Source organism: Pseudomonas sp. GW821-FHT10C09 (genome assembly GCF_059415465.1).
Window position 1 is genome coordinate 63,683 of the sequence record NZ_JBWKNG010000007.1, and the last position, 23,361, is coordinate 87,043.

Sequence of the window (23,361 nt, forward strand, 5' to 3'; positions counted from 1 at the left end):
GAAGGCGTCAGCCCCGGCAACACATACCTAACCAGCAGACAAACAAAAATGCCCCGATCTCTCGACCGGGGCATTTCTGTTTAACGCAACTTACACAACCAAACCTGAAGCCTTAGTGGGAAACCGCCCCACTCGACCCCAACCCTGTCTGCGAACGCACAAACTGAGGGAAGAACAGTGCGCGCTCGTTATCTGCCGCAGTCGACTTGTCAGTGATCGAGAAGAACCAGATACCGACAAAGGCAATCGCCATCGAGAACAACGCCGGGTATTCATACGGGAAGATCGCCTTCTCGTGATGCAGGATCTGCACCCAGATGGTTGGCCCAAGGATCATCAAGCCAACAGCACTGATCAGCCCCAACCAGCCGCCAATCATCGCACCGCGCGTGGTCAGCTTCTTCCAGTACATGGAAAGCAGCAGCACCGGGAAATTACAGCTCGCCGCGATGGAGAACGCCAGGCCCACCATGAACGCGATGTTCTGGCTTTCGAACAGAATGCCCAGGCCGATCGCCAACACGCCCAGGGCGATGGTGGTGATCTTCGAGACGCGGATTTCATCCTTGTCGTTGGCCTTGCCCTTCTTGATCACGCTGGCGTACAGGTCGTGAGACACCGCCGTAGCACCTGCCAGCGTCAGGCCAGCCACTACCGCCAGGATGGTTGCAAACGCGACCGCCGAGATGAAGCCCAGGAAAATACTGCCGCCCACCGCGTTGGCCAGGTGCACCGCCGCCATGTTGTTGCCGCCCAACAGTGCGCCCGCCGCATCTTTGAAAGCCGGGTTGGTGCTGACCAGCAGGATCGCGCCGAAGCCGATGATGAAGGTCAGGATGTAGAAGTAACCAATGAAGCCGGTTGCATACAGCACGCTCTTGCGCGCTTCTTTTGCGTCACTCACGGTGAAGAAGCGCATCAGAATGTGCGGCAGGCCAGCGGTACCGAACATCAGTGCCAGGCCTAAGGAGAACGCCGAGATCGGGTCTTTCACCAGACCGCCGGGGCTCATGATCGCTTCACCTTTAGGGTGAACCTTGATCGCCTCGGAGAACAGCATGTTGAAGTCGAAGTTAACGTGCTTCATCACCATCAGCGCCATGAACGAGGCACCGGACAGCAACAGCACAGCCTTGATGATCTGCACCCAAGTGGTCGCCAGCATGCCGCCGAACAACACATACATGCACATCAGGATACCGACCAGGATCACCGCAACGTAGTAGTCGAGACCGAACAGCAGCTGGATCAGCTTGCCGGCACCGACCATTTGCGCGATCAGGTAGAACGCCACCACCACCAGCGAACCACAAGCGGACAGCGTGCGGATCTGGGTTTGCCCGAGGCGGTAGGACGCCACGTCGGCAAAAGTGTATTTGCCCAGGTTACGCAGGCGCTCGGCGATCAGGAACAGAATGATCGGCCAGCCCACCAGGAAGCCGATCGAGTAGATCAGGCCATCGTAGCCGGAGGTGAACACCAGGGCGGAAATACCCAGGAAGGACGCCGCGGACATATAGTCACCGGCAATCGCCAGACCGTTCTGGAAACCGGTGATCTTGCCGCCCGCCGCATAGTAGTCAGCGGCCGAGTTGTTGCGTTTGGAAGCCCAGTAAGTGATGCACAGGGTCAAACCGACAAACGCCACGAACATCAGGATCGCGGAAACGTTGAGCGGTTGTTTATGCACTTCACCCGTCAGGGCTTCAGCCGCCCACGCACCCGGCGCAAAAGCCGCAATGCTCAATAGAGCCATCAGACGCCGGATCATTGCTGAGCCTCCTTGAGAATCGCATTGTTCAGGTCGTCGAATTCGCCATTGGCGCGTCGTACGTAGATTGCAGTCAGGATAAAGGCCGAGAGAATCAGCCCGACACCAATCGGTATCCCCCAGGTAATCGAAGACTCAGGGCCGATTTTCGCCCCCAGTACATGCGGCCCGTAAGCAATCAAAAGGATGAATCCGGAGTAAAGCCCAAGCATGATCGCCGAAAGAATCCAGGCGAACTTTTCTCGCTTGCTAACCAGCTCCTTGAAGCGCGGGCTGTTTTGAATCGAGAGGTAAATGCTGTCGTTCATTGTTTTTATCCTCGCAGCACAGATTAAAGTTGGAACGTTATCCACTCTATGCGGCTGCGGAACAGGTTCCAGACGACCTTAGTATTAGAACGACATGACAGAATCGCCATTTTCCAGCAGTCACTTCCATCAGGAAACGCAAAAGGCCGCTTGGCGGTTATGCCAAGCGGCCTTCAGAGGTGCTGACCAGACGCGTCAGCTTAAATTATTTGGTCCACTCGGCCACACGCTCCGGATGTTTGGCCACCCAATCTTTCGCTGCAGCTTCCGGCTTGGCGCCGTCCTGGATCGCCAACATGACTTCGCCGATTTCGTCTTTCGACGCCCACTGGAAGTTCTTCAGGAACTTGGCCACTTCCGGTGCCTTGGTGGCGAGTTCTTTACTGCCGATGCTGTTTACAGTTTCAGCAGCGCCATAAACGCCTTTTGGATCGTCCAGGAAACGCAGTTTCCACTTCGCGAACATCCAGTGCGGTACCCAACCGGTCACGGCAATGGATTCGTTTTTCTTCTCGGCACGGGTCAGCTCGGCAATCATGCCGGCGCCGGAACTGGCCTTGAGTTGATACCCGGTCAGATCGTAGTCCTTGATTGCCTGTTCGGTCTTGAGCATCACGCCTGAACCGGCGTCGATGCCGACGATGCGGTTTTTGAAGCTGTCATCGGTTTTCAGATCGCCGACGGTTTTGGCCTTGACGTACTCCGGCACGATCAAACCGATTTTTGCATCTTTGAAGTTCGGACCGTAATCGACGACCTGGTCCTTGTTCTTGGCCCAGTAATCACCGTGCGTCACTGGCAGCCAGGCCGACAGCATGGCGTCGAGTTTGCCGGTGGCCACGCCTTGCCACATGATCCCGGTGGCGACGGCTTGCAGCTTCACGTCATAACCGAGTTTCTGTTTGATCACTTCGGCCGCTACGTGCGTGGTCGCGACGCTGTCGGACCAACCGTCAACGTAACCGATGCTCAGGGTCTTGCTCTCGGCGCTGGCCATTGTGGAGCCAATCGCAAGCACCAGAGCGGCACCTGCACCTAAAAGTCGTCGCATCTTCATCGTTACTTCCCCGAAAGTGCTGCGCTCGACGGATGCCGAGTCGCGTCAACGTATTGTTATGGTGCACAGCGCCCCCATCACGCCCACCGCAAACTCGTTCGACCATCAGCGTGATTTATCTATGGGTGCACTGATGCGTCGATAATCAACCTGACGACAACCGCGACCTGCTCTGTCAGCGACCTCAAGGCATCGAGAAACGACATCAGAACGCCATTAATCTCGAGCGGCGCAAACGCCCCCACCAGTCCGCCCGAACTTTGCATATCAAAATTATGCAGGCCTCCTGACCCGGGGCAAATGCAGGTAACATGCGCGGCTTTGCTCCCAGACGGCCTGACCATGCCCGCGACATCACGCTTTCCTTTTTTTGCTTATCTATTCGCCTGTCTTCTCGGGCTGTTTGCCTTCGGCGGCTTCTGGTACGGCCTCGGCAAACCGGTGATCCTGCCGGACTTGGCCAGCGCGACGCACAAGCTGCAATGCGCCTCCTACACCCCGTTCGACAAGGACCAATCGCCGTTCGATCAACCGTTCAAATTGCGCCCGGAGCGCATGGACGCCGACCTCGCGTTGCTGGCCAAAAGTTTCGAATGCATCCGTACCTACTCCATGACCGGCCTTGAGGCACTGCCGGATCTGGCGCGCAAGCATGGCCTGAAGTTGATGATCGGTGCCTGGGTCAACAGCAACCCGGTCGATACCGAGAAAGAGGTCGACCTGCTGATCGCCTCGGCGAATGCCAACGCCGACGTGGTGACCTCGGTCATCGTCGGTAACGAGACCCTGCTGCGTAAAGAGGTCACGGGCGCGCAACTGGCCAAGCTTATTAACAAGGTCAAAAGCCAGGTCAAACAGCCTGTCACTTACGCCGACGTCTGGGAGTTCTGGCTCAAGCACCCGGAAATCGCCCCGGCAGTGGATTTCCTGACCATCCATTTGCTGCCGTACTGGGAAGATGATCCCTCGAACATCGACGCGGCCCTGCAACATGTGGCGGAAGTGCGTCAGGTGTTCGGCAACAAATTCGCGCCCAAGGACGTGATGATTGGCGAAACCGGCTGGCCGAGCGAAGGCCGTCAACGTGAAACCGCCCTGCCGAGCCGGGTCAATGAAGCCAAGTTTATTCGTTCTTTTGTGATCATGGCCGAGCAACAAGGCTGGCACTACAACCTGATCGAAGCGTTCGACCAACCGTGGAAGCGTGCCAGCGAAGGTGCGGTCGGTGGGTACTGGGGGCTGTTTGACGCGGATCGTCAGGACAAAGGCGTGCTGGCAGGACCGGTGTCGAACGTACCTTACTGGTCGCAATGGCTGGCCGTGGGCGGCGTGATCTTTCTTGCGACGCTGATGCTCGGCGGCCGCGTTCGCAGCACTCGCGCGGCGCTGGTGCTGCCACTGCTCGGCGCATTGGCGGCGTGCTCGATTGGTGCTTGGGGTGATCTGGCTCGCGTCACCACGCGGTTTGCCAGCGAATGGTTGTGGGTGGCGCTGCTGACGGCGTTGAACCTGTTGGTGCTGGCCCACGCCGCGCTGACGTTGAGCGCTCGCACCGGTTGGCGTGAACGGGCATTCAATGTGCTGGAACGTCGGGCTGGCTGGTTGCTCGCGACGGCGGGGTTTGCCGCGGCGGTGATGATGCTGGAACTGGTGTTCGATCCGCGTTATCGCAGCTTCCCGAGCATGGCATTCATCCTGCCGGCACTGGTTTACCTGTGCCGTCCGGTGAGCGTGCCGCGTCGGGAGATTGCGTTGCTGACCTTCATCATTGGTGCAGGCATTGCGCCGCAGCTGTTCCGTGAAGGTTTGCAGAACCAGCAGGCCTGGGGCTGGGCGCTGGTGAGTGTGCTGATGGTTGCTGCGTTGTGGCGCAGTTTGCGGGTTCGCAAGGGCTGATCTTTAGCGAACCTGCCGGCCTCTTCGCGAGCAGGCTCGCTCCCACTTTGAATCTTTGTATTACACAGACTTTGTGTTCACTGAAGATCTACTGTGGGAGCGAGCCTGCTCGCGAAGGCGATTTATCAGGCGCTACGAGACGCCCGGACCAACCGAAGCCCCGCAATCACCACCGCAAACACCGCCAAAGTCGTGTTGTACAACGCCAACGCCGGAAACCCGAACACCAGCGCCAGCACCGCCAGCCACCACCCTGCCCGGCCCGGCAGGACAAAGCCGATCACCGCTGCTGCGATCGCCGCCCAACCCAACACGGCAAAGTGAATCATCAGGCCCAGGTTCGAGCGCACCCCACATTCCCAACGGCTCGCCTCGTCCACGCAGAGGCCGACCCACTGCGCATCCTCCATGAAGCCATAACGCGCGCCGTAACTGGCGGCCAGCCATAAAGGCAGCAAAACGAGCAGTAAAATCACGGGCAGACGGCGGGACATGAAACACTCCAATAGGCGAAAACGGCGGCCAGCTTAATCCCCTGCCAGCGGGATGCAAACGCGGGTAACAGAAAACTGGTCAGGAAATCGCTGCAAAGTGTATCGTCCAGCTACTATTACCCGGAAATAAGCCTCTTTGGTGCCGATGCGTGGCACTTTGGCGCAACACCGATGGTCATAGCCTGCGAACTTCATTCGGCACCTTCTTCTAAGGGATCTAGTCATGCTCCGTTCCTTGCGCTTCGCCGCCCTCTTTGGCGGCCTTATATTGAGTGCGTCCGCACTGGCGGTCGATATCGACGCCGCCAGTTATGGCTACCCCTTGACCAACCCGTTCGAGGCGACCATCGCCACGACTCCTCCGGACCTGCGTCCGAAGTTGCCGCTGGACGAGGACATCAATCAGGACGACCGCAGCATCACGCTGCGCCCGGAACGTGCATTCGAATTGCCAGACAACTTCTGGCCCGTGAAGAAGCTCACCTACCGCATCGCCACCCAAGACAAAGCCGCCCCGCTGATTTTCCTGATTGCCGGTACCGGCGCGCGCTATGACAGCAGCCTCAACGAGTACCTGAAAAAGCTCTACTACCAGGCCGGCTACCACGTGGTGCAACTGTCGTCGCCGACCAGCTTCGACTTCATCAGCGCCGCGTCACGCTTCGCCACACCGGGCATCACCAAGGAAGACGCCGAAGACATGTACCGGGTGATGCAGGCCGTGCGGGCACAAAACCCGAAAGTGCCGGTCACCGACTACTACCTGACCGGCTACAGCCTTGGCGCACTGGACGCAGCCTTCGTCGCGCACCTGGACGAGACCCGCCGCAGCTTCAACTTCAAGAAAGTCCTGCTGCTCAACCCGCCGGTCAACCTGTACACCTCGATCACCAACCTCGACAAGCTGGTCCAGACCGAGGTCAAGGGCATCACCAGCAGCACCACGTTCTATGAGCTGGTGTTGAACAAACTGACCCGCTACTTCCAGCAGAAAGGCTACATCGACCTCAACGATGCCCTGCTTTATGACTTCCAGCAGTCCAAGCAACACCTGACCAACGAACAGATGGCCATGCTGATCGGCACCTCGTTCCGCTTCTCGGCGGCCGACATTGCCTTCACCTCGGACCTGATCAACCGTCGCGGCCTGATAACCCCACCGAAATTCCCGATCACCGAAGGCACCAGCCTTACGCCGTTCCTCAAGCGTGCGCTGCAGTGCGACTTCGACTGCTACATCACCGAACAGGTCATCCCGATGTGGCGCGCCCGCACCGACGGTGGCAGCCTGCTGCAACTGATCGACCAGGTCAGTCTTTATGCACTCAAGGACTACCTGCACGACAGCCCGAAAATCGCTGTGATGCACAACGCCGACGACGTGATCCTGGGCCCTGGCGACCTCGGTTTCCTGCGCAAGACCTTCGGCGATCGCTTGACCGTTTATCCACTCGGCGGCCATTGCGGCAACCTTAACTACCGCGTCAACAGCGACGCCATGCTGGAGTTCTTCCGTGGCTAAATATCTCCTGCTTATCGCTGCGTTACTCTGTGCAGGCGTCGCCAATGCCGACAACAGCAAGGCCAACGCCCCTGTCGTAATCGACAATGACGGCTTCAAGGAGCCGCTGAGCAAACTCAAGTTCAACCCGGGGCTGGACCAGCGCGAGTTCGAACGCTCGACGCTCAACGCGCTGGCCGTCTATGACCCGCTGGAAGAGTGGAACCGCCGGGTCTATCACTTCAACTACCGCTTCGACCAGTGGGTGTTCCTGCCCGTAGTCGACGGCTATCGCTACGTCACGCCAAGCTTCCTGCGCACCGGCGTGAGCAACTTCTTCAACAACCTCGGCGACGTGCCGAACCTGGTGAACAGCCTGCTGCAGCTCAAGGGCAAGCGTTCGATGGAAACCTCTGCGCGCCTGCTGCTCAACACCACCATCGGCATCGCCGGCCTGTGGGACCCCGCCACCGCCATGGGCCTGCCGCGCCAGAGCGAAGACTTCGGTCAAACCCTGGGCTTCTACGGCGTACCCGGCGGCGCCTACTTCGTCCTGCCGATCCTCGGCCCGTCGAACATCCGCGACACCGGCGGCCTGGCGGTCGATTTCACCGTCGAGTCGGCAATCAACTACCTGAACGTCGCTGAAGTCAGCTCCAACCATCCGGAAGTCTGGATCCTGCGCGGCATCGACAAACGCAACCAGACCAACTTCCGTTATGGCCAGCTGAACTCGCCATTCGAGTACGAGAAAGTGCGGTTCGTGTACACCGAAGCACGCAAGTTGCAGATCGCCGAGTAAATCCGGCGGCAACAAAAAAAGGCCATTCGATGCGAGTCGAATGGCCTTTTTCATGAGTGTCGAAGTTCAAATGTGGGAGCGGGCTTGCTCGCGAAGAGGCCATTACATTCAACATTGATGTCGACTGTTTCACCGCCTTCGCGAGCAAGCCCGCTCCCACATTTGGACAGTGTTCGGCTTTAGCCTTTCAGCGCTTTCCAGATCTTGCTGGCAACCATCACACCCGCCAACACCACCGCACCCGCGACAATCCCCGCCACCGCGTTCAGCAATGTCGGCACGATAAACCCGGCACCGCCCGCGCCGGCGCTGACGCTTTCGATCCAGTGATGAACCACCGGCACGCCGTGAGTGAGAATCCCGCCACCGACCAGGAACATCGCTGCCGTACCGATCACCGACAGGCTTTTCATCATGTAAGGCGCGGCTCGCAAAATGCCGCCACCGATGCTTTTCGCCATCTGCCCAGGCTTTTGGGTCAGCCACAAGCCGAGGTCGTCGAGTTTGACGATGCCCGCCACCAGGCCATACACACCGATGGTCATGACGATGGCAATGCCCGAGAGCACGATCACTTGCTGGGTCAGCGAGGCATCTGCCACGGTGCCGAGGGTGATGGCGATGATTTCTGCCGACAGGATGAAGTCGGTGCGGACCGCGCCCTTGATCTTGTCCTGTTCGAAAGCCACCAGGTCGACCGCTGGATCGGCAACAGCCTCGACCAGTTCCGCGTGTTCGGCCTGGTCTTCAGCCTTGCTGTGCAGGAATTTGTGCGCGAGTTTCTCGAAGCCTTCGAAACACAGGTAAGCGCCGCCGATCATCAACAACGGCGTCACCAGCCATGGAATGAATGCGCTGATAGCCAAGGCCGACGGCACCAGGATCAGTTTGTTGCGAAACGAGCCCTTGGCCACGGCCCAGACCACCGGGATTTCCCGCTCGGCCCGCACACCGCTGACCTGCTGGGCATTGAGCGCCAGATCGTCGCCGAGCACGCCGGCGGTCTTCTTGGCGGCCATTTTGGTCATCAATGCCACATCGTCGAGTACCGCGGCGATGTCATCGATCAGCACCAGCAAACTGCTTCCTGCCATGAATCAGGTTTCCTTCTTGAATGAATGCTGCGCAGCATAGCGCGGCCGAGTGCCACACGGGGCATTCTTGAGCGTCGCGCGAGCCCGGTGATACCATGCGCAACCGCCAGAACAGGCAAGGAACCCCCTGGTTTATGAGCACTATCCGCGAGCGCAACAAAGAACTGATCCTGCGTGCCGCCAGTGAAGAATTTGCCGACAAGGGCTTCGCTGCGACCAAAACCAGTGACATCGCAGCCAAGGCGGGATTGCCCAAGCCCAACGTCTACTACTATTTCAAATCCAAGGAAAACCTCTACCGCGAGGTCCTGGAAAGTATCATCGAGCCGATTCTGCAGGCCTCGACCCCGTTCAACCCTGAAGGTGAACCCAGCGAAGTGCTGAGCGGCTACATCCGCTCGAAAATCCGCATCTCCCGCGACCTGCCGTTCGCTTCCAAGGTGTTCGCCAGTGAAATCATGCACGGCGCTCCGCACCTGAGCGCCGACCTGGTCGAACAACTCAACAGCCAGGCCAAGCACAACATCGACTGCATCCAGACCTGGATCGACCGCGGCCAGATCGCCGCCATCGACCCCAACCACCTGATGTTCAGCATCTGGGCCGCGACCCAGACCTATGCCGACTTTGACTGGCAGATCACGGCGATTACTGGCAAAGCCAAGCTGGATGAGGCCGATTATGAAGCGGCGGCGCAGACGATTATCCGGTTGGTGCTTAAAGGGTGTGAGCCGGATCGGTAGACCGTGGTGCGCCCTTCGCGAGCAGGCTCGCTCCCACAGTGGATCTTCAGCGATCACTAAATCTGCGTTTAAAGCGAACCCCTGTGGGAGCGAGCCTGCTCGCGAAAGGGGCAACCTGATTTCAGATCAAACCCAGATCGCATCCCACAGCGGATAGTCGCCAAGCCGCTCTACCAACCCGGCCCGCAATGGGTTGGCCACGATGTACCGAGCTAACTTCACCAAATCCTCCTCACGGCGCAGCGCTCGATCATGAAAGCCTTGCTGCCAAAGGCTGACCTTACGACCAGTGCAAAGGTTTACCGATTTAGTACTTAATGATTTAGTCCGCTGCATCAGCCCACTCAGCGACCCGCGCTGCAACTCGATCAACCAATGAAAATGGTCTGGCATGACGACCCAGGCCAATGAGTTGGCACAACCTTGATCTTGAGCGGCGCGAAACTGCGCTACGACCAATCTGCCCAAGGCGACATCGTTGAAGACAGGTTTTCTTCCAAGTGTGTTGGTGGTCAGCAGATAAATTCGGTTGGGCTCGTCAAAACGACCAAGGCGTAAGCGATGTGAAGCGGATAGATCAGGCATTCCTTTGCCTCTCTCAAGCTGATGGCATCAGAAGGCTAGACCTTTAAATGCCAGAGGGAGTGGCAGACTTTTAGCTGGATGTGTCGGATAGATTGCCTTCGCGAGCAGGCTCGCTCCCACAGTGGATCTGCGTCGCACACCAATCCACTGTGGGAGCGAGCCTGCTCGCGAAAGCGGTCTGTTAATCACCCATCAATCAAGCCGTTACCCCCGCATCCGCCGTCAACCCCAGCGCCTCGATCGCAGTGATCGCACACTGCTCATCCACATCCGACAGATCCCCGCTGATCCCCACCGCTCCCAGCACATTGCCGGCCTGATCCCGAATCAGCACACCACCCGGTGCCGGCACCACACTGCCCTGCCCGAGGCTATTAAGGGCGGCGATAAACGCCGGGCGCTGTTGCGCGTCCAGCGCCAGCAGGCGTGAGCCTTTGCCCAGGGCGATTGCGCCCCAGGCTTTGCCGATGGCGACCTGCGGGCGTAGCAGGCTGGCGCCGTCTTCGCGTTGCAGGGTGATCAGGTGACCGCCGGCATCCAGTACCGCAACGGTCAATGGAGCCGCGGAGATTGCACGCCCTGCGGAAATGGCCTGGTTGATCAGGCTGACTGCAACTTTCAAGGTTAAAGCGCTCATGGTGCCGTCCTCATTTTGTTTTTCGGAAAGGCGTTGGGCTGCGCCGTTGTGCCGCAGTCCGATGCAACAAATAGAACACAATGACCTATTTTTTTGTATACAATAATTCTCGAAAAGCGCCACATGCGACGAAAAGCCACACTAGATAAGGCTTTCGACGAATGAAACGGTCGCTTGAGAAAATGGATTGACCTGCGCCGTCCGCCGTGAATACACTCTGCGCAAAGCCACTTGTATACAATTACAAAACGTAAGAGGCACAAAACCATGAGCAAAATGAGAGCAATCGAAGCCGCCGTTCTGGTGATGCGCCGTGAAGGGGTTGATACCGCTTTTGGCATCCCGGGCGCCGCGATCAACCCGCTGTACTCCGCCTTGCAGAAGGTCGGTGGCATCGATCACGTCCTCGCTCGCCACGTTGAAGGCGCCTCGCACATGGCCGAGGGTTACACCCGCACCAAGGCCGGCAACATCGGCGTGTGCATCGGTACTTCCGGCCCTGCCGGTACGGACATGGTCACCGGGCTCTACAGCGCCTCGGCCGACTCGATCCCGATCCTGTGCATTACCGGCCAGGCCCCCCGCGCTCGTATGCACAAGGAAGACTTCCAGGCGGTCGACATCACCGCCATCGTCAAGCCAGTGACCAAGTGGGCTACCACCGTCATGGAACCGGGCCAGGTGCCTTACGCGTTCCAGAAAGCCTTCTACGAAATGCGCTCCGGCCGTCCAGGCCCGGTGCTGATCGACCTGCCGTTCGACGTGCAGATGGCGGAAATCGAATTCGACATCGACGCTTACCAACCGCTGCCGCTGGCCAAGCCCACCGCTAACCGCGTGCAAATCGAGAAGGCCCTGGCCATGCTCGATCAGGCTGAACGTCCTTTGCTGGTGGCCGGTGGCGGCATCATCAATGCCGACGCCAGCGACTTGCTGGTCGAGTTCGCCGAGCTGACCGGCATCCCCGTCATCCCGACCCTGATGGGCTGGGGCACCATTCCGGACGATCACCCGTTGATGGTCGGCATGGTCGGCCTGCAAACATCGCACCGCTACGGCAACGCGACAATGCTCAAATCCGATGTGGTGTTGGGCGTGGGTAACCGTTGGGCCAACCGCCACACCGGCTCGATCGACGTCTACACCGAAGGCCGCAAGTTCATTCACGTCGACATCGAACCGACCCAGATCGGCCGCGTGTTCAACCCGGACCTGGGCATCGTTTCCGACGCCGCTGCCGCACTGACCGTGTTCATCGAAGTTGCCCGTGAATGGCAAGCCGCCGGCAAGCTGAAAAACCGCAGCGCCTGGCTGCAAGACTGCCAGCAGCGTAAAGCCAGCCTGCAGCGCAAGACGCACTTCGACAACGTGCCGGTCAAGCCGCAGCGCGTTTACGAAGAGATGAACCAGGTGTTTGGCAAAGACACGTGCTACGTCAGCACCATCGGTCTGTCGCAAATTGCCGGCGCGCAGTTCCTGCACGTCTACAAGCCGCGTCACTGGATCAACTGCGGCCAGGCCGGCCCGTTGGGCTGGACCATTCCGGCGGCACTGGGTGTGGTCAAGGCTGATCCGACCCGCAAGGTCGTGGCGCTGTCGGGCGACTATGATTTCCAGTTCATGATCGAAGAGTTGGCGGTGGGCGCGCAGTTCAAGCTGCCGTACATCCACGTGGTGGTAAACAATTCGTACCTGGGGCTGATCCGTCAGGCTCAGCGCGGTTTCGACATGGACTACTGCGTGCAGCTGTCCTTCGATAACCTGAACGCTCCGGAACTCAACGGTTACGGTGTCGATCATGTCGCGGTCGCCGAAGGCCTCGGCTGCAAGGCACTGCGTGTGTTTGAACCAAGCCAGATCCAGCCTGCCCTGCGCAAGGCTCAGGAGCTGATCGAAGAGTTCAAGGTGCCGGTGATCGTCGAGATTATCCTGGAGCGCGTGACCAACATTTCCATGGGCACCGAGATCAACGCCGTCAACGAATTCGAAGACCTGGCGCTGGTCGGCAACGACGCACCAACGGCGATTTCGTTGCTTGATTAACGATTGATTGCCCCCCTGTAGGAGCCGGCTTGCTGGCTCCTACAGGGGGGCCTGCACATATTTACGGGAGACCACCATGCCGAGTTTCGCAGCCAACCTGTCCATGCTGTTCACTGAGCAGGATTTTCTTGCCCGTTTTGAAGCGGCCGCCAAGGCCGGTTTCAGTGGTGTCGAGTACCTGTTCCCTTACGACTTCAGCTCCGCCGAAATCAAGGCCAAGCTCGATGCCAACGGTCTGACCCAGGTGCTGTTCAACCTGCCGGCCGGTGACTGGGCCAAGGGCGAACGCGGCATCGCGTGCCTGCCGGACCGCGTCGAAGAATTCCGCGCCGGTGTGACCCTGGCCATCGCCTACGCACAGGTGCTGGGCAACACCCAGGTCAACTGCCTGGCCGGTATTCGTCCACAAGGCGTCGACGATGCCACCGTGGAAAAAACCTTCGTCGCCAACCTCAAGTACGCGGCCGACAAGCTGCAAGCGGCGGGCATCAAGCTGGTGATGGAAGCGATCAACACCCGCGACATCCCGGGCTTCTACCTGAACAACACGGCACAGGCCCTGTCGATCCGCGAACAAGTGGGCAGCGCCAACCTGTTCCTGCAATACGACATCTACCACATGCAAATCATGGAGGGCGACCTGGCCCGCACGATGCAATCGCACCTGGGCGAGATCAACCACATCCAGTTGGCCGACAACCCAGGGCGCAACGAACCGGGCACTGGTGAAATCAACTACCGCTTCCTGTTCGAACACCTGGACCGGATTGGTTATCAGGGTTGGGTTGGCTGCGAATACAAGCCGTTGACCACCACCGAAGCGGGCCTGGGCTGGTTGAAAACCCATAACGCGATCTGAGATAGAACCAGTTCTTGTGGCGAGGGAGCTTGCTCCCGCTCGGCTGCGAAGCAGTCGTAAAACCTGCAGACCGGATTTACCTGATGTACCGCGCTGGCTGATTTGGGGCCGCTTCGCGCCCCAGCGGGAGCAAGCTCCCTCGCCACAGGTGTATCGCGCACATTATTGAGCAACACAAAATCAAGAGGATTTTCTCATGGCTAAAATCGGATTTATCGGCACCGGCATCATGGGCCACCCAATGGCGTTGAACCTGCAGAAAGCCGGTCACAGCCTGTTCCTGTCGGCGCACCACGACGCCGCACCTGCTGACCTGATTGCCGCCGGCGCCATCGCCCTGGCCAACCCGAAAGAAGTTGCGCAAGAAGCCGAATTCATCATCGTCATGGTGCCGGATACCCCACAGGTAGACGACGTGCTGTTCCGCGCTGACGGTATCGCGGCCGGTGTCGGTAAAGGCAAAATCGTCATCGACATGAGCTCGATCTCGCCGACCGCCACCAAAGCATTCGCGGCCAAAATCAATGAAAAAGGCGCCCAGTACCTCGACGCGCCAGTGTCTGGCGGTGAAGTCGGCGCCAAGGCAGCGAGCCTGAGCATCATGGTCGGCGGCGATGCCGATGCCTTCGAACGCGCCCTGCCGCTGTTCCAGGCCATGGGCAAGAACATCACCCTGGTCGGTGGTAACGGCGACGGTCAAACCGCGAAAGTGGCGAACCAGATCATCGTTGCACTGAACATCCAGGCGGTCGCCGAAGCCCTGCTGTTCGCCTCGAAAAACGGCGCCGATCCAGCCAAGGTTCGTGAAGCACTGATGGGCGGTTTCGCTTCGTCGAAGATCCTCGAAGTACACGGCGAGCGCATGATCAAAGGCACTTTCGATCCGGGCTTCCGCATCAGCCTGCACCAGAAGGATTTGAACCTGGCCCTGCAAGGTGCCAAGGAACTTGGCATCAACCTGCCGAACACCGCCAACACCCAGCAAGTGTTCAGCACCTGCGCGGCCATCGGTGGCAGCAACTGGGATCACTCGGCGCTGATCAAGGGCCTGGAACACATGGCGAATTTCTCGATTCGCGATAAGTAAGCCCTGCACAAAACCCTCTGGGAGTGAGCCTGTGGCGAGGGGGCTTGTCGGAACGCCGCATCGCCCCGTTTGAGTGCGAAGCACTCACAAGATCGTTGTCGCATCACAGATTTTGGGGCTGCTTCGCAGCCCAACGGGGGCAAGCCCCCTCGCCACAGGTCGCTCCCACAGGTAACCGAGCCGCCCCTCCAATAACAAGAATTCCGGGAGCCCGCCATGTCGGTCGATCCGCAACAATTCCTGCGCGAGCTGTTCGCCACAGCCATCGACGCCGCCCATCCGCAGCAAGTCCTCGAAGCCCATTTGCCCAAAGATCGCAGCGGTCGGGTGATCGTCATCGGCGCCGGCAAAGCCGCGGCCGCCATGGCGCAAGTGGTCGAGCGTTGCTGGCAGGGTGAAGTCTCCGGGCTGGTGGTGACGCGTTACGGCCACGGCGCCCCGTGCGAAAAAATCGAAGTGGTCGAAGCGGCGCATCCGGTGCCGGACGCTGCCGGTCAGGCCGTCGCCAAGCGGGTCTTTGAACTGGTCAGCAACCTGACCGAAGACGACCGCGTGATCTTCCTCCTTTCTGGCGGCGGCTCTGCCCTGCTCGCATTGCCCGCAGCCGGTATCACCCTCGCCGACAAGCAATCGATCAACAAAGCCCTGCTCAAATCCGGCGCGACCATCGGCGAGATGAACTGCGTGCGCAAACACCTCTCGGCGATCAAGGGCGGCCGTCTCGGCAAAGCCTGTTGGCCGGCCACTGTGTATACCTACGCGATTTCCGATGTGCCGGGCGACCTCGCCACGGTCATCGCCTCCGGCCCGACCGTGGCCGACCCAAGCACCTCCGCCGAAGCACTGGCGATCCTCAAGCGCTACGGCATCGACGCTCCGGCCTCGGTGCGTAACTGGCTGCAAAGCGCGGAATCGGAGACGGTCAAACCCGGCGATCCGAGCCTCGCGCGCAGTCATTTCCAGTTGATCGCCCGTCCACAGCAGTCGCTGGAAGCGGCCGCCGTGAAAGCGCGGCAGGCCGGTTTCAGCCCGCTGATCCTCGGCGATCTGGAAGGCGAATCCCGCGAAGTGGCCAAGGTCCACGCCGGCATCGCCCGGCAGGTCGTGCTGCACGGTCAGCCATTGGCGACGCCCTGCGTGATTCTCTCGGGCGGTGAAACCACCGTGACCGTGCGCGGCAATGGTCGTGGCGGGCGCAACGCCGAATTTCTGCTGAGCCTGACCGACAGCCTCAAAGGCCTGCCGGGCGTCTACGCCCTGGCCGGTGACACCGATGGCATTGACGGCTCTGAAGACAACGCCGGCGCGATCATGACCCCGGACAGCTACGCCCGTGCCGCCGCCCTCGGTATGAGCGCCAGCGACGAACTCGACAACAACAATGGCTACGGCTATTTCGAGGCGCTGGACGCACTGATCGTCACCGAGCCGACCCGCACCAACGTCAACGACTTCCGCGCCATTTTGATTCTCGAGAGCCCTAAACATGACGCCTGACAAGAAGGTTAAGATCCTCGCCACCCTCGGCCCTGCCATCGACGGGATCGACGACATCCGCGAACTGGTGCAGGCCGGGGTCAACATTTTCCGCCTGAACTTCAGCCACGGTGACCACGCCGACCACGCTCAGCGCTACCAGTGGATTCGTGAAGTCGAGCGCCAGCTGAATTACCCGCTGGGCATTCTGATGGACCTGCAAGGCCCGAAACTGCGGGTCGGCAAGTTCGCCGAAGGCAAGGTGCAACTGCATCGCGGTCAGGCCTTGCGCCTGGATCTGGACCCGACGCCGGGTGACGAGCGCCGCGTCAACCTGCCTCACCCGGAAATCATCGCCGCGCTGGAACCGGGCATGGACCTGCTGCTGGACGACGGTAAGTTGCGCCTTCGTGTGGTGACCAAGTACTCCGACGCCATCGACACCACCGTGCTCAATGGCGGCGAACTGTCAGACCGCAAAGGCGTGAACGTGCCGCAAGCGGTGCTGGAACTGAGCCCGCTGACCGCCAAGGATCGCCGTGATTTGAGCTTCGGCCTGGAGTTGGGTGTGGATTGGGTCGCGCTGTCGTTTGTGCAGCGTCCGCAAGACATCCGCGAAGCCCGCGAGTTGATCGGCGACAAAGCGTTCTTGATGGCCAAGATCGAGAAACCATCGGCGGTGACTCAGCTGCGGGAAATCGCTGAATTGAGCGACGCGATCATGGTCGCTCGCGGTGATCTGGGCGTGGAAGTGCCGGCCGAAAGCGTGCCGCAGATTCAGAAAAACATCATCACCCTCTGCCGTGAGCTCGGCAAACCGGTGGTGGTGGCGACGCAGATGCTCGAGTCGATGCGCTTCTCCCCGGCCCCGACCCGCGCCGAGGTCACCGACGTGGCCAACGCTGTAGCCGAAGGTGCGGACGCGGTGATGCTGTCGGCGGAAACCGCCTCCGGCGAATACCCGCTGGAAGCCGTGCAGATGATGAGCAAGATCATCCGCCAAGTGGAAAACGGCCCGGACTATCAGGCGCAACTGGACGTGAGCCGGCCGAAAGCCGAGGCCACGGTATCTGATGCGATCAGCTGTGCGATTCGTCGGATCAGCAATGTGCTGCCGGTGGCGGTGCTGGTGAACTACAGCGAGTCCGGCACCTCGAGTTTGCGCGCAGCGCGGGAGCGGCCGACGGTGCCGATCCTCAACCTGACGCCGAACCTGCAGACCGCTCGCCGCCTGACCGTGGCGTGGGGCGTGCACTCGGTGGTCAATGATCGGCTGCGGCAGGTGGATGAAGTGTGTTCGACGGCGCTGGAAATTGCCCAGGCCCAGGGCATGGCTCAGCGCGGCGACACGTTATTGATCACCGCGGGTGTGCCGTTTGGGCAGCCGGGGTCGACTAACTCATTGCGCATCGAAACCCTGATCTAGAGCGCACATACCGGCCACTTCGCGAGCAGGCTCGCTCCCACATTGGTTTTGTGTCGTTTACAGAGCCAAGACTGAACAAAGATTCAGTGTGGGAGCGAGCCTGCTCGCGAAGCAGGCAACTCGGTCCCACTGACACACTGAACTAAAATGCCTGCCAATCACTTCAACACCCACTGCCCCGACTGGGCGACTGCCCTGCTCAACGGTTTCAGTCAGATCTTCCTCCAGCGAAATCCGCTGTGCGGCCTGCTGTGCCTGTTGGCGATTCTGTTTACCGCGCCCACCCTGCTCGGCGGTGCGCTGCTGGGCGGTGTCGCCGGGTTGCTTACCGCGCAACGTCGCAACTACGCCAAGGAAGATCGTCAGGCGGGATTGTTCAGCTACAACGGTGTCTTGCTCGGCGTGCTGCTGAGCCTTTATTTCCCATGGTCGGCCATGCTGCCGCTGATGATCATTGCCTGCGGTGGCCTGAGCGCGATGCTGACTCAACAGTGGCTCAAACGCTCCCGGGTCAGCCAATACCTGCCCGCCTACACCGCGCCCTTCGTCGGATTGGGCTGGTTACTGCTGTGCTTCGCCACGCCATCGACCCAGGCGCACTTGATCGAAATCAACACCCTGAACATGCTCACCGCCCCCCTCAAAAGCCTCGGGCAGGTGATGTTCCTCGGTCATCCGCTGGCCGGCGCTTTGATTGCCGCTGGATTACTGATCGCTGACCGTCGCGCTTTCTGCTGGGCGATGTTGGCGTCTGTCGCGGGCATGGGCTGGAGCCTGCTGAATCACGACTTCTACACCGCCCTGCTCGGCCTCGGTGGTTATAACGCCGTGCTCGCCGCCCTCGCCTTCAGCTCGCAACGCCAACAACCGTGGCTGCCACCGCTCGCTATTGCACTCGCGCTGCTGCTGACACCCGTGTTTGCCGCTATCGGCCTGCCCACGCTGACCGCGCCGTTCATCCTCGGTTGCTGGCTGATCCGTACGATCGTTCAAGTGCTCGGCAAAGCCACGAGGACCACTGCGCCTTGCGCTCCTGGGGAGAATCAACCTAGGCTGCGCTGATCATTGGTTCAGGCGGTATCCATGGACAGCAGCAAAAACTGGCGTGAAGAACTTTACGTCATGGTTTTCCAGAGCGACACCAAGGCGGGGCGGCGCTTCGACGGCATCCTGCTGTTGATCATCCTTGCCAGCATCGTCATCGTGATGCTCGACAGCATCGACGCGATTCACCAGAACTACGCCGATCTGCTGGCGTATATCGAGTGGGGCTTCACTTTCGTTTTCGCCGTCGAATACATCCTGCGGCTGTATTGCTCACCCAAACCGTTGCGCTACGCGTTCAGCTTCTATGGGCTGGTGGATTTGCTGGCCATCGTGCCCGGCATCCTCGCGCTGTATTACGCCGATGCGCAGTACCTGCTGATCATCCGGATCATTCGGATGCTGCGGATTTTCCGCGTACTCAAGCTCAGCCCCTACCTCAAGCAAGCCAACTACCTGATGTCGGCGTTGCGCGGCAGCAAGCAGAAAATCGTGGTGTTTCTGGTCAGTGTCTGCACCCTGGTGACGGTGTTCGGCACCTTGATGTACGTGATCGAGGGGCCGGAACACGGCTTCACCAGTATTCCCAAAGGCATCTATTGGGCGATCGTTACGCTGACCACCGTGGGCTTCGGCGACATCGTGCCGAAGACGCCACTGGGCCAGGTGATTTCGTCGCTGGTGATGATCACCGGTTACTCGATCATTGCCGTACCCACCGGGATTTTCACCGCCGAACTGGCCAACGCGATGCGTGGCGAACAGTTGCAACACGACTGCCCGGTGTGCAAGAAAAACAGCCACGAACACGGCGCGGCATTCTGCTCGCGATGCGGTAATGCGTTGTTTAAGAAACTGGAATAAGCAAAGAGCTTTTTAATCTTTAAAGGCCTATGCGAGCCCGGCTATAGTCGCTGGCAAATTGCCTCACTTTTAAATTAGAACAAGGACTGCGCAGTGAAAAAACTCTTTGGCGCCTCACTTCTGGCCGCTGGCCTGGCATTGACCAGCATGGCTCAGGCCGCCCCGACCCTGCTTAACGTTTCCTATGACGTGATGCGCGATTTCTACAAGGACTACAACACTGCCTTCCAGAAACACTGGCAAGCCGAGCACAACGAAAACATCACCCTGCAGATGTCCTTCGGCGGCTCCAGCAAACAGGCACGTTCGGTGATCGACGGTCTGCCGGCTGACGTCATCACCATGAACATGGCGACCGATATCAACGCCCTGGCGGACAACGGCAAACTGGTGCCGGACAACTGGGTCACGCGCCTGCCGAACAACAGTGCGCCGTTCACTTCCGCCACCGTATTCATCGTTCGTAAAGGCAACCCGAAAGCCCTGAAAGACTGGCCGGACCTGCTCAAGGATGGCGTCCAGGTGATCGTGCCGAACCCGAAAACCTCGGGTAATGGTCGCTATACCTACCTGTCGGCCTGGGGCTATGTGCTGAAGAATGGCGGTGACGAGAACAAGGCCAAGGAGTTCGTCGGCAAACTGTTCAAGCAGGCTCCAGTGCTCGACACCGGCGGCCGCGCAGCCACCACTACCTTCATGACGAACCAGATCGGCGACGTGCTGGTGACCTTCGAAAACGAAGCGGAAATGATTGCCCGCGAGTTTGGTCGTGACCAGTTTGAAGTGATCTACCCAAGCGTTTCTGCCGAAGCCGAGCCGCCGGTGACGGTGGTCGACAAAGTTGTCGACAAGAAAGGCACGCGCGCGGCGGCCGAGGAATATCTGAAGTACCTGTGGTCACCGGAAGGTCAGGAGATTGCAGCAGCGAACTACCTGCGCCCACGTGACCCGGCGGTATTGGCCAAGTACACCGATCGGTTCCCGAAAGTGGACTTCCTGTCGGTTGAGAAGACCTTTGGTGACTGGCGCACAGTGCAGAAGACTCACTTCAACGATGGCGGGATCTTTGATCAGATTTACACCGGTCAGTAATTCCTGAGCGGCAATGAAAAAGGCGACCTGAACAGGTCGCCTTTTTTGTGCCTGATCACAAACCCCAAGCTCACCAAAAATCCCCCTGTGGGGTTGTGACTTGCCTTCACATGGGCGGTGTCACGCCATCTTTACCCGCCGAGATCGATTGCGCCGTCAGCGTCCCGTCCGCACTCTGCGTCACAAACGTCACGATCTTCACCCCCACCTTGAGCAAACTGCGATCCCCCGGCATCAGGTTCACAATCGGCACGTCCATCGGCACCAGAATCTTCTGCTGCCCGCCCTTGTAGTTAACCGTCAACACTCGGCCATTGCTGACCACCAAGTCGCCGACGCTGCCATTGGTCATGCTGCTGCCCTTGACCAGGTCAAACGGCCGATGCCCGTCGCCACTGCCGGCCAGTTCCGGCGGGAAGACGTGGACTTCCAGCGCCTTGAGCGTGCCATCATCCTGCGGAATCGCCGCCGAGCCGATGTAGCTGCCGGGTTTGATGTCTTCGATGTTGGCCAGGGTGACGGCGCGGATCTTGGTGTCATTGGTCAGGTTGATGACCACGTTTTCGCCGCTGTTGACGTGGACTTTCAACGCGTCGGGGCTGACCCCGGTGATCTCTCCGCGAACACCGATGCGCAAGCCCGGTGCATCGGCCGCCTGGGTCAGGCCAGTGGTAAACAGGGTAATCAGTGTCAGGGCTGAAGCGCCGCGAATCAGGTGGCGAATCATCGCATTCATGGCAGTGCCTTCCGGTTATGAAACGTGAGAGAGAACATAAGCACGCTATCGAACAGGATGTAAGTGAATGTATCATCGGGCCTCACATTTTTTGGACGCAAGGTGCATCGGCAAACAGCACATGGCCGGCGTCACTCATTCCGCAATGGAATGATTGCTATCACTTCAACCTCTCTTCCGCCGTTTGAGCTTGCCGCTTAGCCTTCGCGCATTCCCTTTTGTCCAGCGAGACCCGTTATGAAACCAACGACCCAGGCGCCCCACGGTGCCGCGACAATGACCAAAGGCATGGTGCTGCTCTTCGCCTTCTGCTGCGGCGCCATCGTGGCCAATATTTACTATGCCCAGCCGATCATTGGCCTGATCGCACCGGACATCGGCCTGACCAACACCATGGCCAGCCTGATCGTTTCGCTGACGCAAATTGGCTATGCGCTTGGGTTGTTCTTCCTCGTGCCGCTGGGCGATCTGCTGGAAAACCGCCGATTGATGATCATCACCACCGTGGTGGCGATTGCCAGTTTGCTGGGCGCTGCGTTTACCGATCAGCCCAATGTGTTTTTGCTGATCTCGTTGTTGGTGGGCTTCAGCTCGGTGTCGGTGCAGATCCTGATTCCACTGGCCGCACACCTCGCACCGGAAGAATCTCGCGGCCGTGTGGTCGGCGGGATCATGGGCGGTTTGCTGCTGGGTATTCTGCTGGCACGACCGGTGTCCAGCGTGGTGGCTGACCACTTCGGCTGGCGCGCAATGTTCATGATTGCGGCCGCGTTGATGGCGGCGATCAGCATCGTGCTCGCACTGACCATTCCCAAGCGCCAGCCGGATCACAGTGCTTCTTATGGGCAGTTGCTCGGCTCGCTGTGGACGCTGTTGCGTCAACAACCGGTGTTGCGTCAGCGCGCGTTTTACCAGGGGTGCATGTTCGCCACGTTCAGCCTGTTCTGGACCGCCGTGCCGCTGGAACTGGCGCGCAATCATGGCCTGTCGCAAACCCAGATCGCGATCTTCGCCCTGGTCGGTGCCATCGGCGCTATCGCCGCGCCCATCGCCGGTCGCCTGGCCGATGCCGGCCACACCCGCATGGCGTCCTTGCTGGCCCTGATATTCGCCAGCCTGAGCTTCCTGCCGGCGTTCATCCATCCGGTGTACAGCGTCATCGGCCTGGCCGTGACCGGCGTGGTACTCGACTTCTGCGTTCAGATGAACATGGTCCTTGGCCAACGCGCGGTCTACGCCCTCGACGCCAAAAGCCGCAGCCGCCTGAACGCGCTGTACATGACCAGCATCTTCATCGGCGGCGCGTTCGGTTCGTCGGTGGCCAGTGCGGTGTATGAACACGGCGGCTGGTTGTGGATAGTGATTGTGGGCAGTGCGTTTCCGCTGCTGGCGTTGCTGCGGTTTTTGAGTGCTTCGCAGAAGGCTTCGTTGGCGACGGCTTAAGCTTTTCAAAGCATCGCGAGCTCGCCCCCACAGGTAATCGCCAATCCTGTGGGGGCGAGCTTGCTCGCGATGCGATATGACGGCAATCGCCTTATTCAAACTTTCAACATCCCCCATCCTCTTCCCGCGAATTCCGGATTATCCCGATGCGTGCTCACTGACGTCGGCGTTGGAACAACCAACCCCTCCTCCTCCATTTTTTGCAGCAGGATCTGTGCGACTTCAATGGCTGCGTTGTACGCCTCCTCAAACGTATCCCCCGCGGTCACCGCGCCAGGGATGTCAGGTATTTGAATACCAATTGCCGCTCTGTCGTCTCCCCACTCGATAATGATTGGATAGTGCACAGTCGTTCCTCCAGCAAAACATCACGTAAATGAACCGTCACTGGACCATAGAATCC

21 protein-coding genes and 1 pseudogene are annotated in these 23,361 nt (G+C 59.5%); 13 read left to right on the plus strand and 9 right to left on the minus strand.

The window, feature by feature from the left end; translation table 11 throughout:
• Positions 1–112 precede the first annotated feature (112 nt).
• The 3 genes from AC07N8_RS08715 to AC07N8_RS08725 all read right to left on the minus strand — a co-directional run bounded on the left by AC07N8_RS08715 (position 113) and on the right by AC07N8_RS08725 (position 3,136).
• Positions 113–1,771, minus strand: a complete 1,659-nt coding sequence (locus tag AC07N8_RS08715) for a cation acetate symporter (RefSeq protein ID WP_493143088.1) — start codon at positions 1,769–1,771, stop codon at positions 113–115.
• The gene (locus AC07N8_RS08720; protein WP_027922411.1) at positions 1,768–2,079 is read right to left on the minus strand and encodes a DUF485 domain-containing protein; all 312 of its coding nucleotides are present in this window, start codon (positions 2,077–2,079) and stop codon (positions 1,768–1,770) included. Before AC07N8_RS08720 ends, AC07N8_RS08715 begins: the two co-directional genes overlap by 4 nt.
• Positions 2,080–2,284: 205 nt before the next feature.
• Entirely contained in the window at positions 2,285–3,136 is an 852-nt protein-coding gene (locus AC07N8_RS08725; protein WP_483840809.1) for a glycine betaine ABC transporter substrate-binding protein, read from the minus strand.
• Positions 3,137–3,436: 300 nt separating this feature from the next.
• Here AC07N8_RS08725 and AC07N8_RS08730 point away from each other — a divergent pair, with 300 nt between their 5' ends.
• A complete protein-coding gene (locus AC07N8_RS08730; protein ID WP_493143091.1) occupies positions 3,437–5,032 on the plus strand; it encodes a glycoside hydrolase family 17 protein in 1,596 nt (531 codons plus the stop codon).
• 125 nt (positions 5,033–5,157) lie between these two features.
• Here AC07N8_RS08730 and AC07N8_RS08735 read toward each other — a convergent pair whose 3' ends face one another.
• Positions 5,158–5,526 (minus strand): hypothetical protein, encoded by a 369-nt coding sequence (locus AC07N8_RS08735; RefSeq protein ID WP_483840807.1) that lies wholly within the window; start codon positions 5,524–5,526, stop codon positions 5,158–5,160.
• A 223-nt stretch (positions 5,527–5,749) separates the two neighbouring features.
• Here AC07N8_RS08735 and AC07N8_RS08740 point away from each other — a divergent pair, with 223 nt between their 5' ends.
• Entirely contained in the window at positions 5,750–7,048 is a 1,299-nt protein-coding gene (locus AC07N8_RS08740) for a serine/threonine protein kinase (protein WP_483840806.1), read from the plus strand.
• The gene (locus AC07N8_RS08745; RefSeq protein WP_123434082.1) at positions 7,041–7,829 is read left to right on the plus strand and encodes an MlaA family lipoprotein; all 789 of its coding nucleotides are present in this window, start codon (positions 7,041–7,043) and stop codon (positions 7,827–7,829) included. The genes AC07N8_RS08740 and AC07N8_RS08745 overlap by 8 nt, the downstream gene beginning before the upstream one ends.
• A 179-nt stretch (positions 7,830–8,008) precedes the next feature.
• Here the strand turns inward: AC07N8_RS08745 and AC07N8_RS08750 are convergent, their stop codons facing one another.
• Positions 8,009–8,923, minus strand: coding sequence for a DUF808 domain-containing protein (locus tag AC07N8_RS08750; RefSeq protein ID WP_483840805.1), 915 nt, complete (start codon positions 8,921–8,923; stop codon positions 8,009–8,011).
• Between the two features lie 134 nt (positions 8,924–9,057).
• Between AC07N8_RS08750 and AC07N8_RS08755 the strand changes: the two genes are divergently transcribed.
• Complete coding sequence (locus tag AC07N8_RS08755) at positions 9,058–9,666, plus strand: TetR/AcrR family transcriptional regulator (protein ID WP_123434080.1); 609 nt, start codon at positions 9,058–9,060, stop codon at positions 9,664–9,666.
• 126 nt (positions 9,667–9,792) lie between these two features.
• Here the strand turns inward: AC07N8_RS08755 and AC07N8_RS08760 are convergent, their stop codons facing one another.
• Both AC07N8_RS08760 and AC07N8_RS08765 read right to left on the minus strand, forming a co-directional pair.
• On the minus strand, positions 9,793–10,251 hold the full coding sequence (locus AC07N8_RS08760; protein WP_483840804.1) for an REP-associated tyrosine transposase: 459 nt from the start codon (positions 10,249–10,251) through the stop codon (positions 9,793–9,795).
• 196 nt (positions 10,252–10,447) lie between these two features.
• Complete coding sequence (locus AC07N8_RS08765) at positions 10,448–10,888, minus strand: GlcG/HbpS family heme-binding protein (protein WP_493143094.1); 441 nt, start codon at positions 10,886–10,888, stop codon at positions 10,448–10,450.
• A gap of 267 nt (positions 10,889–11,155) precedes the next feature.
• Between AC07N8_RS08765 and gcl the strand changes: the two genes are divergently transcribed.
• From gcl to AC07N8_RS08805, 8 genes are all read left to right on the plus strand, one after another.
• The gene (gene gcl / locus AC07N8_RS08770) at positions 11,156–12,931 is read left to right on the plus strand and encodes a glyoxylate carboligase (RefSeq protein ID WP_140670668.1); all 1,776 of its coding nucleotides are present in this window, start codon (positions 11,156–11,158) and stop codon (positions 12,929–12,931) included.
• A gap of 76 nt (positions 12,932–13,007) precedes the next feature.
• Positions 13,008–13,790 (plus strand): hydroxypyruvate isomerase, encoded by a 783-nt coding sequence (gene hyi / locus AC07N8_RS08775; RefSeq protein ID WP_493143097.1) that lies wholly within the window; start codon positions 13,008–13,010, stop codon positions 13,788–13,790.
• Positions 13,791–13,986: 196 nt separating this feature from the next.
• Positions 13,987–14,877 (plus strand): 2-hydroxy-3-oxopropionate reductase, encoded by an 891-nt coding sequence (locus AC07N8_RS08780; RefSeq protein WP_483840801.1) that lies wholly within the window; start codon positions 13,987–13,989, stop codon positions 14,875–14,877.
• A 216-nt stretch (positions 14,878–15,093) separates the two neighbouring features.
• The gene (locus AC07N8_RS08785) at positions 15,094–16,374 is read left to right on the plus strand and encodes a glycerate kinase type-2 family protein (protein ID WP_493143101.1); all 1,281 of its coding nucleotides are present in this window, start codon (positions 15,094–15,096) and stop codon (positions 16,372–16,374) included.
• The gene (pyk, locus tag AC07N8_RS08790; RefSeq protein WP_493143103.1) at positions 16,364–17,779 is read left to right on the plus strand and encodes a pyruvate kinase; all 1,416 of its coding nucleotides are present in this window, start codon (positions 16,364–16,366) and stop codon (positions 17,777–17,779) included. The genes AC07N8_RS08785 and pyk overlap by 11 nt, the downstream gene beginning before the upstream one ends.
• A gap of 147 nt (positions 17,780–17,926) precedes the next feature.
• Entirely contained in the window at positions 17,927–18,841 is a 915-nt protein-coding gene (locus AC07N8_RS08795) for an urea transporter (RefSeq protein ID WP_483840799.1), read from the plus strand.
• Positions 18,842–18,862: 21 nt separating this feature from the next.
• Positions 18,863–19,687, plus strand: a complete 825-nt coding sequence (locus AC07N8_RS08800) for an ion transporter (protein ID WP_483840798.1) — start codon at positions 18,863–18,865, stop codon at positions 19,685–19,687.
• A gap of 93 nt (positions 19,688–19,780) precedes the next feature.
• Positions 19,781–20,779, plus strand: coding sequence for a sulfate ABC transporter substrate-binding protein (locus AC07N8_RS08805; protein ID WP_483840797.1), 999 nt, complete (start codon positions 19,781–19,783; stop codon positions 20,777–20,779).
• Between the two features lie 106 nt (positions 20,780–20,885).
• Here AC07N8_RS08805 and AC07N8_RS08810 read toward each other — a convergent pair whose 3' ends face one another.
• Positions 20,886–21,515 (minus strand): hypothetical protein, encoded by a 630-nt coding sequence (locus AC07N8_RS08810; RefSeq protein WP_493143106.1) that lies wholly within the window; start codon positions 21,513–21,515, stop codon positions 20,886–20,888.
• A 237-nt stretch (positions 21,516–21,752) separates the two neighbouring features.
• On the opposite strand from AC07N8_RS08810, the gene AC07N8_RS08815 reads away from it, so the two are divergent.
• Complete coding sequence (locus AC07N8_RS08815; protein WP_483840795.1) at positions 21,753–22,958, plus strand: MFS transporter; 1,206 nt, start codon at positions 21,753–21,755, stop codon at positions 22,956–22,958.
• Positions 22,959–23,056: 98 nt separating this feature from the next.
• Here the strand turns inward: AC07N8_RS08815 and AC07N8_RS08820 are convergent.
• Positions 23,057–23,305, minus strand: a pseudogene (locus AC07N8_RS08820) (type II toxin-antitoxin system HicB family antitoxin); the annotation flags it as partial.
• Positions 23,306–23,361: the final 56 nt, after the last annotated feature.

Coding starts and splice junctions, on each gene's coding strand:
- AC07N8_RS08720 (WP_027922411.1), bottom strand. CDS start 2,079: ATGAACGACAGCATTTACCTCTCGATTCAAAACAGCCCGCGCTTCAAG.
- AC07N8_RS08810 (WP_493143106.1), bottom strand. CDS start 21,515: ATGAATGCGATGATTCGCCACCTGATTCGCGGCGCTTCAGCCCTGACA.
- AC07N8_RS08760 (WP_483840804.1), bottom strand. CDS start 10,251: ATGCCTGATCTATCCGCTTCACATCGCTTACGCCTTGGTCGTTTTGAC.
- hyi (WP_493143097.1), top strand. CDS start 13,008: ATGCCGAGTTTCGCAGCCAACCTGTCCATGCTGTTCACTGAGCAGGAT.
- AC07N8_RS08800 (WP_483840798.1), top strand. CDS start 18,863: ATGGACAGCAGCAAAAACTGGCGTGAAGAACTTTACGTCATGGTTTTC.
- gcl (WP_140670668.1), top strand. CDS start 11,156: ATGAGCAAAATGAGAGCAATCGAAGCCGCCGTTCTGGTGATGCGCCGT.
- AC07N8_RS08750 (WP_483840805.1), bottom strand. CDS start 8,923: ATGGCAGGAAGCAGTTTGCTGGTGCTGATCGATGACATCGCCGCGGTA.
- AC07N8_RS08715 (WP_493143088.1), bottom strand. CDS start 1,771: ATGATCCGGCGTCTGATGGCTCTATTGAGCATTGCGGCTTTTGCGCCG.
- AC07N8_RS08735 (WP_483840807.1), bottom strand. CDS start 5,526: ATGTCCCGCCGTCTGCCCGTGATTTTACTGCTCGTTTTGCTGCCTTTA.
- AC07N8_RS08740 (WP_483840806.1), top strand. CDS start 5,750: ATGCTCCGTTCCTTGCGCTTCGCCGCCCTCTTTGGCGGCCTTATATTG.
- AC07N8_RS08815 (WP_483840795.1), top strand. CDS start 21,753: ATGAAACCAACGACCCAGGCGCCCCACGGTGCCGCGACAATGACCAAA.
- AC07N8_RS08765 (WP_493143094.1), bottom strand. CDS start 10,888: ATGAGCGCTTTAACCTTGAAAGTTGCAGTCAGCCTGATCAACCAGGCC.
- AC07N8_RS08785 (WP_493143101.1), top strand. CDS start 15,094: ATGTCGGTCGATCCGCAACAATTCCTGCGCGAGCTGTTCGCCACAGCC.
- AC07N8_RS08780 (WP_483840801.1), top strand. CDS start 13,987: ATGGCTAAAATCGGATTTATCGGCACCGGCATCATGGGCCACCCAATG.
- pyk (WP_493143103.1), top strand. CDS start 16,364: ATGACGCCTGACAAGAAGGTTAAGATCCTCGCCACCCTCGGCCCTGCC.
- AC07N8_RS08725 (WP_483840809.1), bottom strand. CDS start 3,136: ATGAAGATGCGACGACTTTTAGGTGCAGGTGCCGCTCTGGTGCTTGCG.
- AC07N8_RS08795 (WP_483840799.1), top strand. CDS start 17,927: ATGCCTGCCAATCACTTCAACACCCACTGCCCCGACTGGGCGACTGCC.
- AC07N8_RS08730 (WP_493143091.1), top strand. CDS start 3,437: ATGCAGGTAACATGCGCGGCTTTGCTCCCAGACGGCCTGACCATGCCC.
- AC07N8_RS08755 (WP_123434080.1), top strand. CDS start 9,058: ATGAGCACTATCCGCGAGCGCAACAAAGAACTGATCCTGCGTGCCGCC.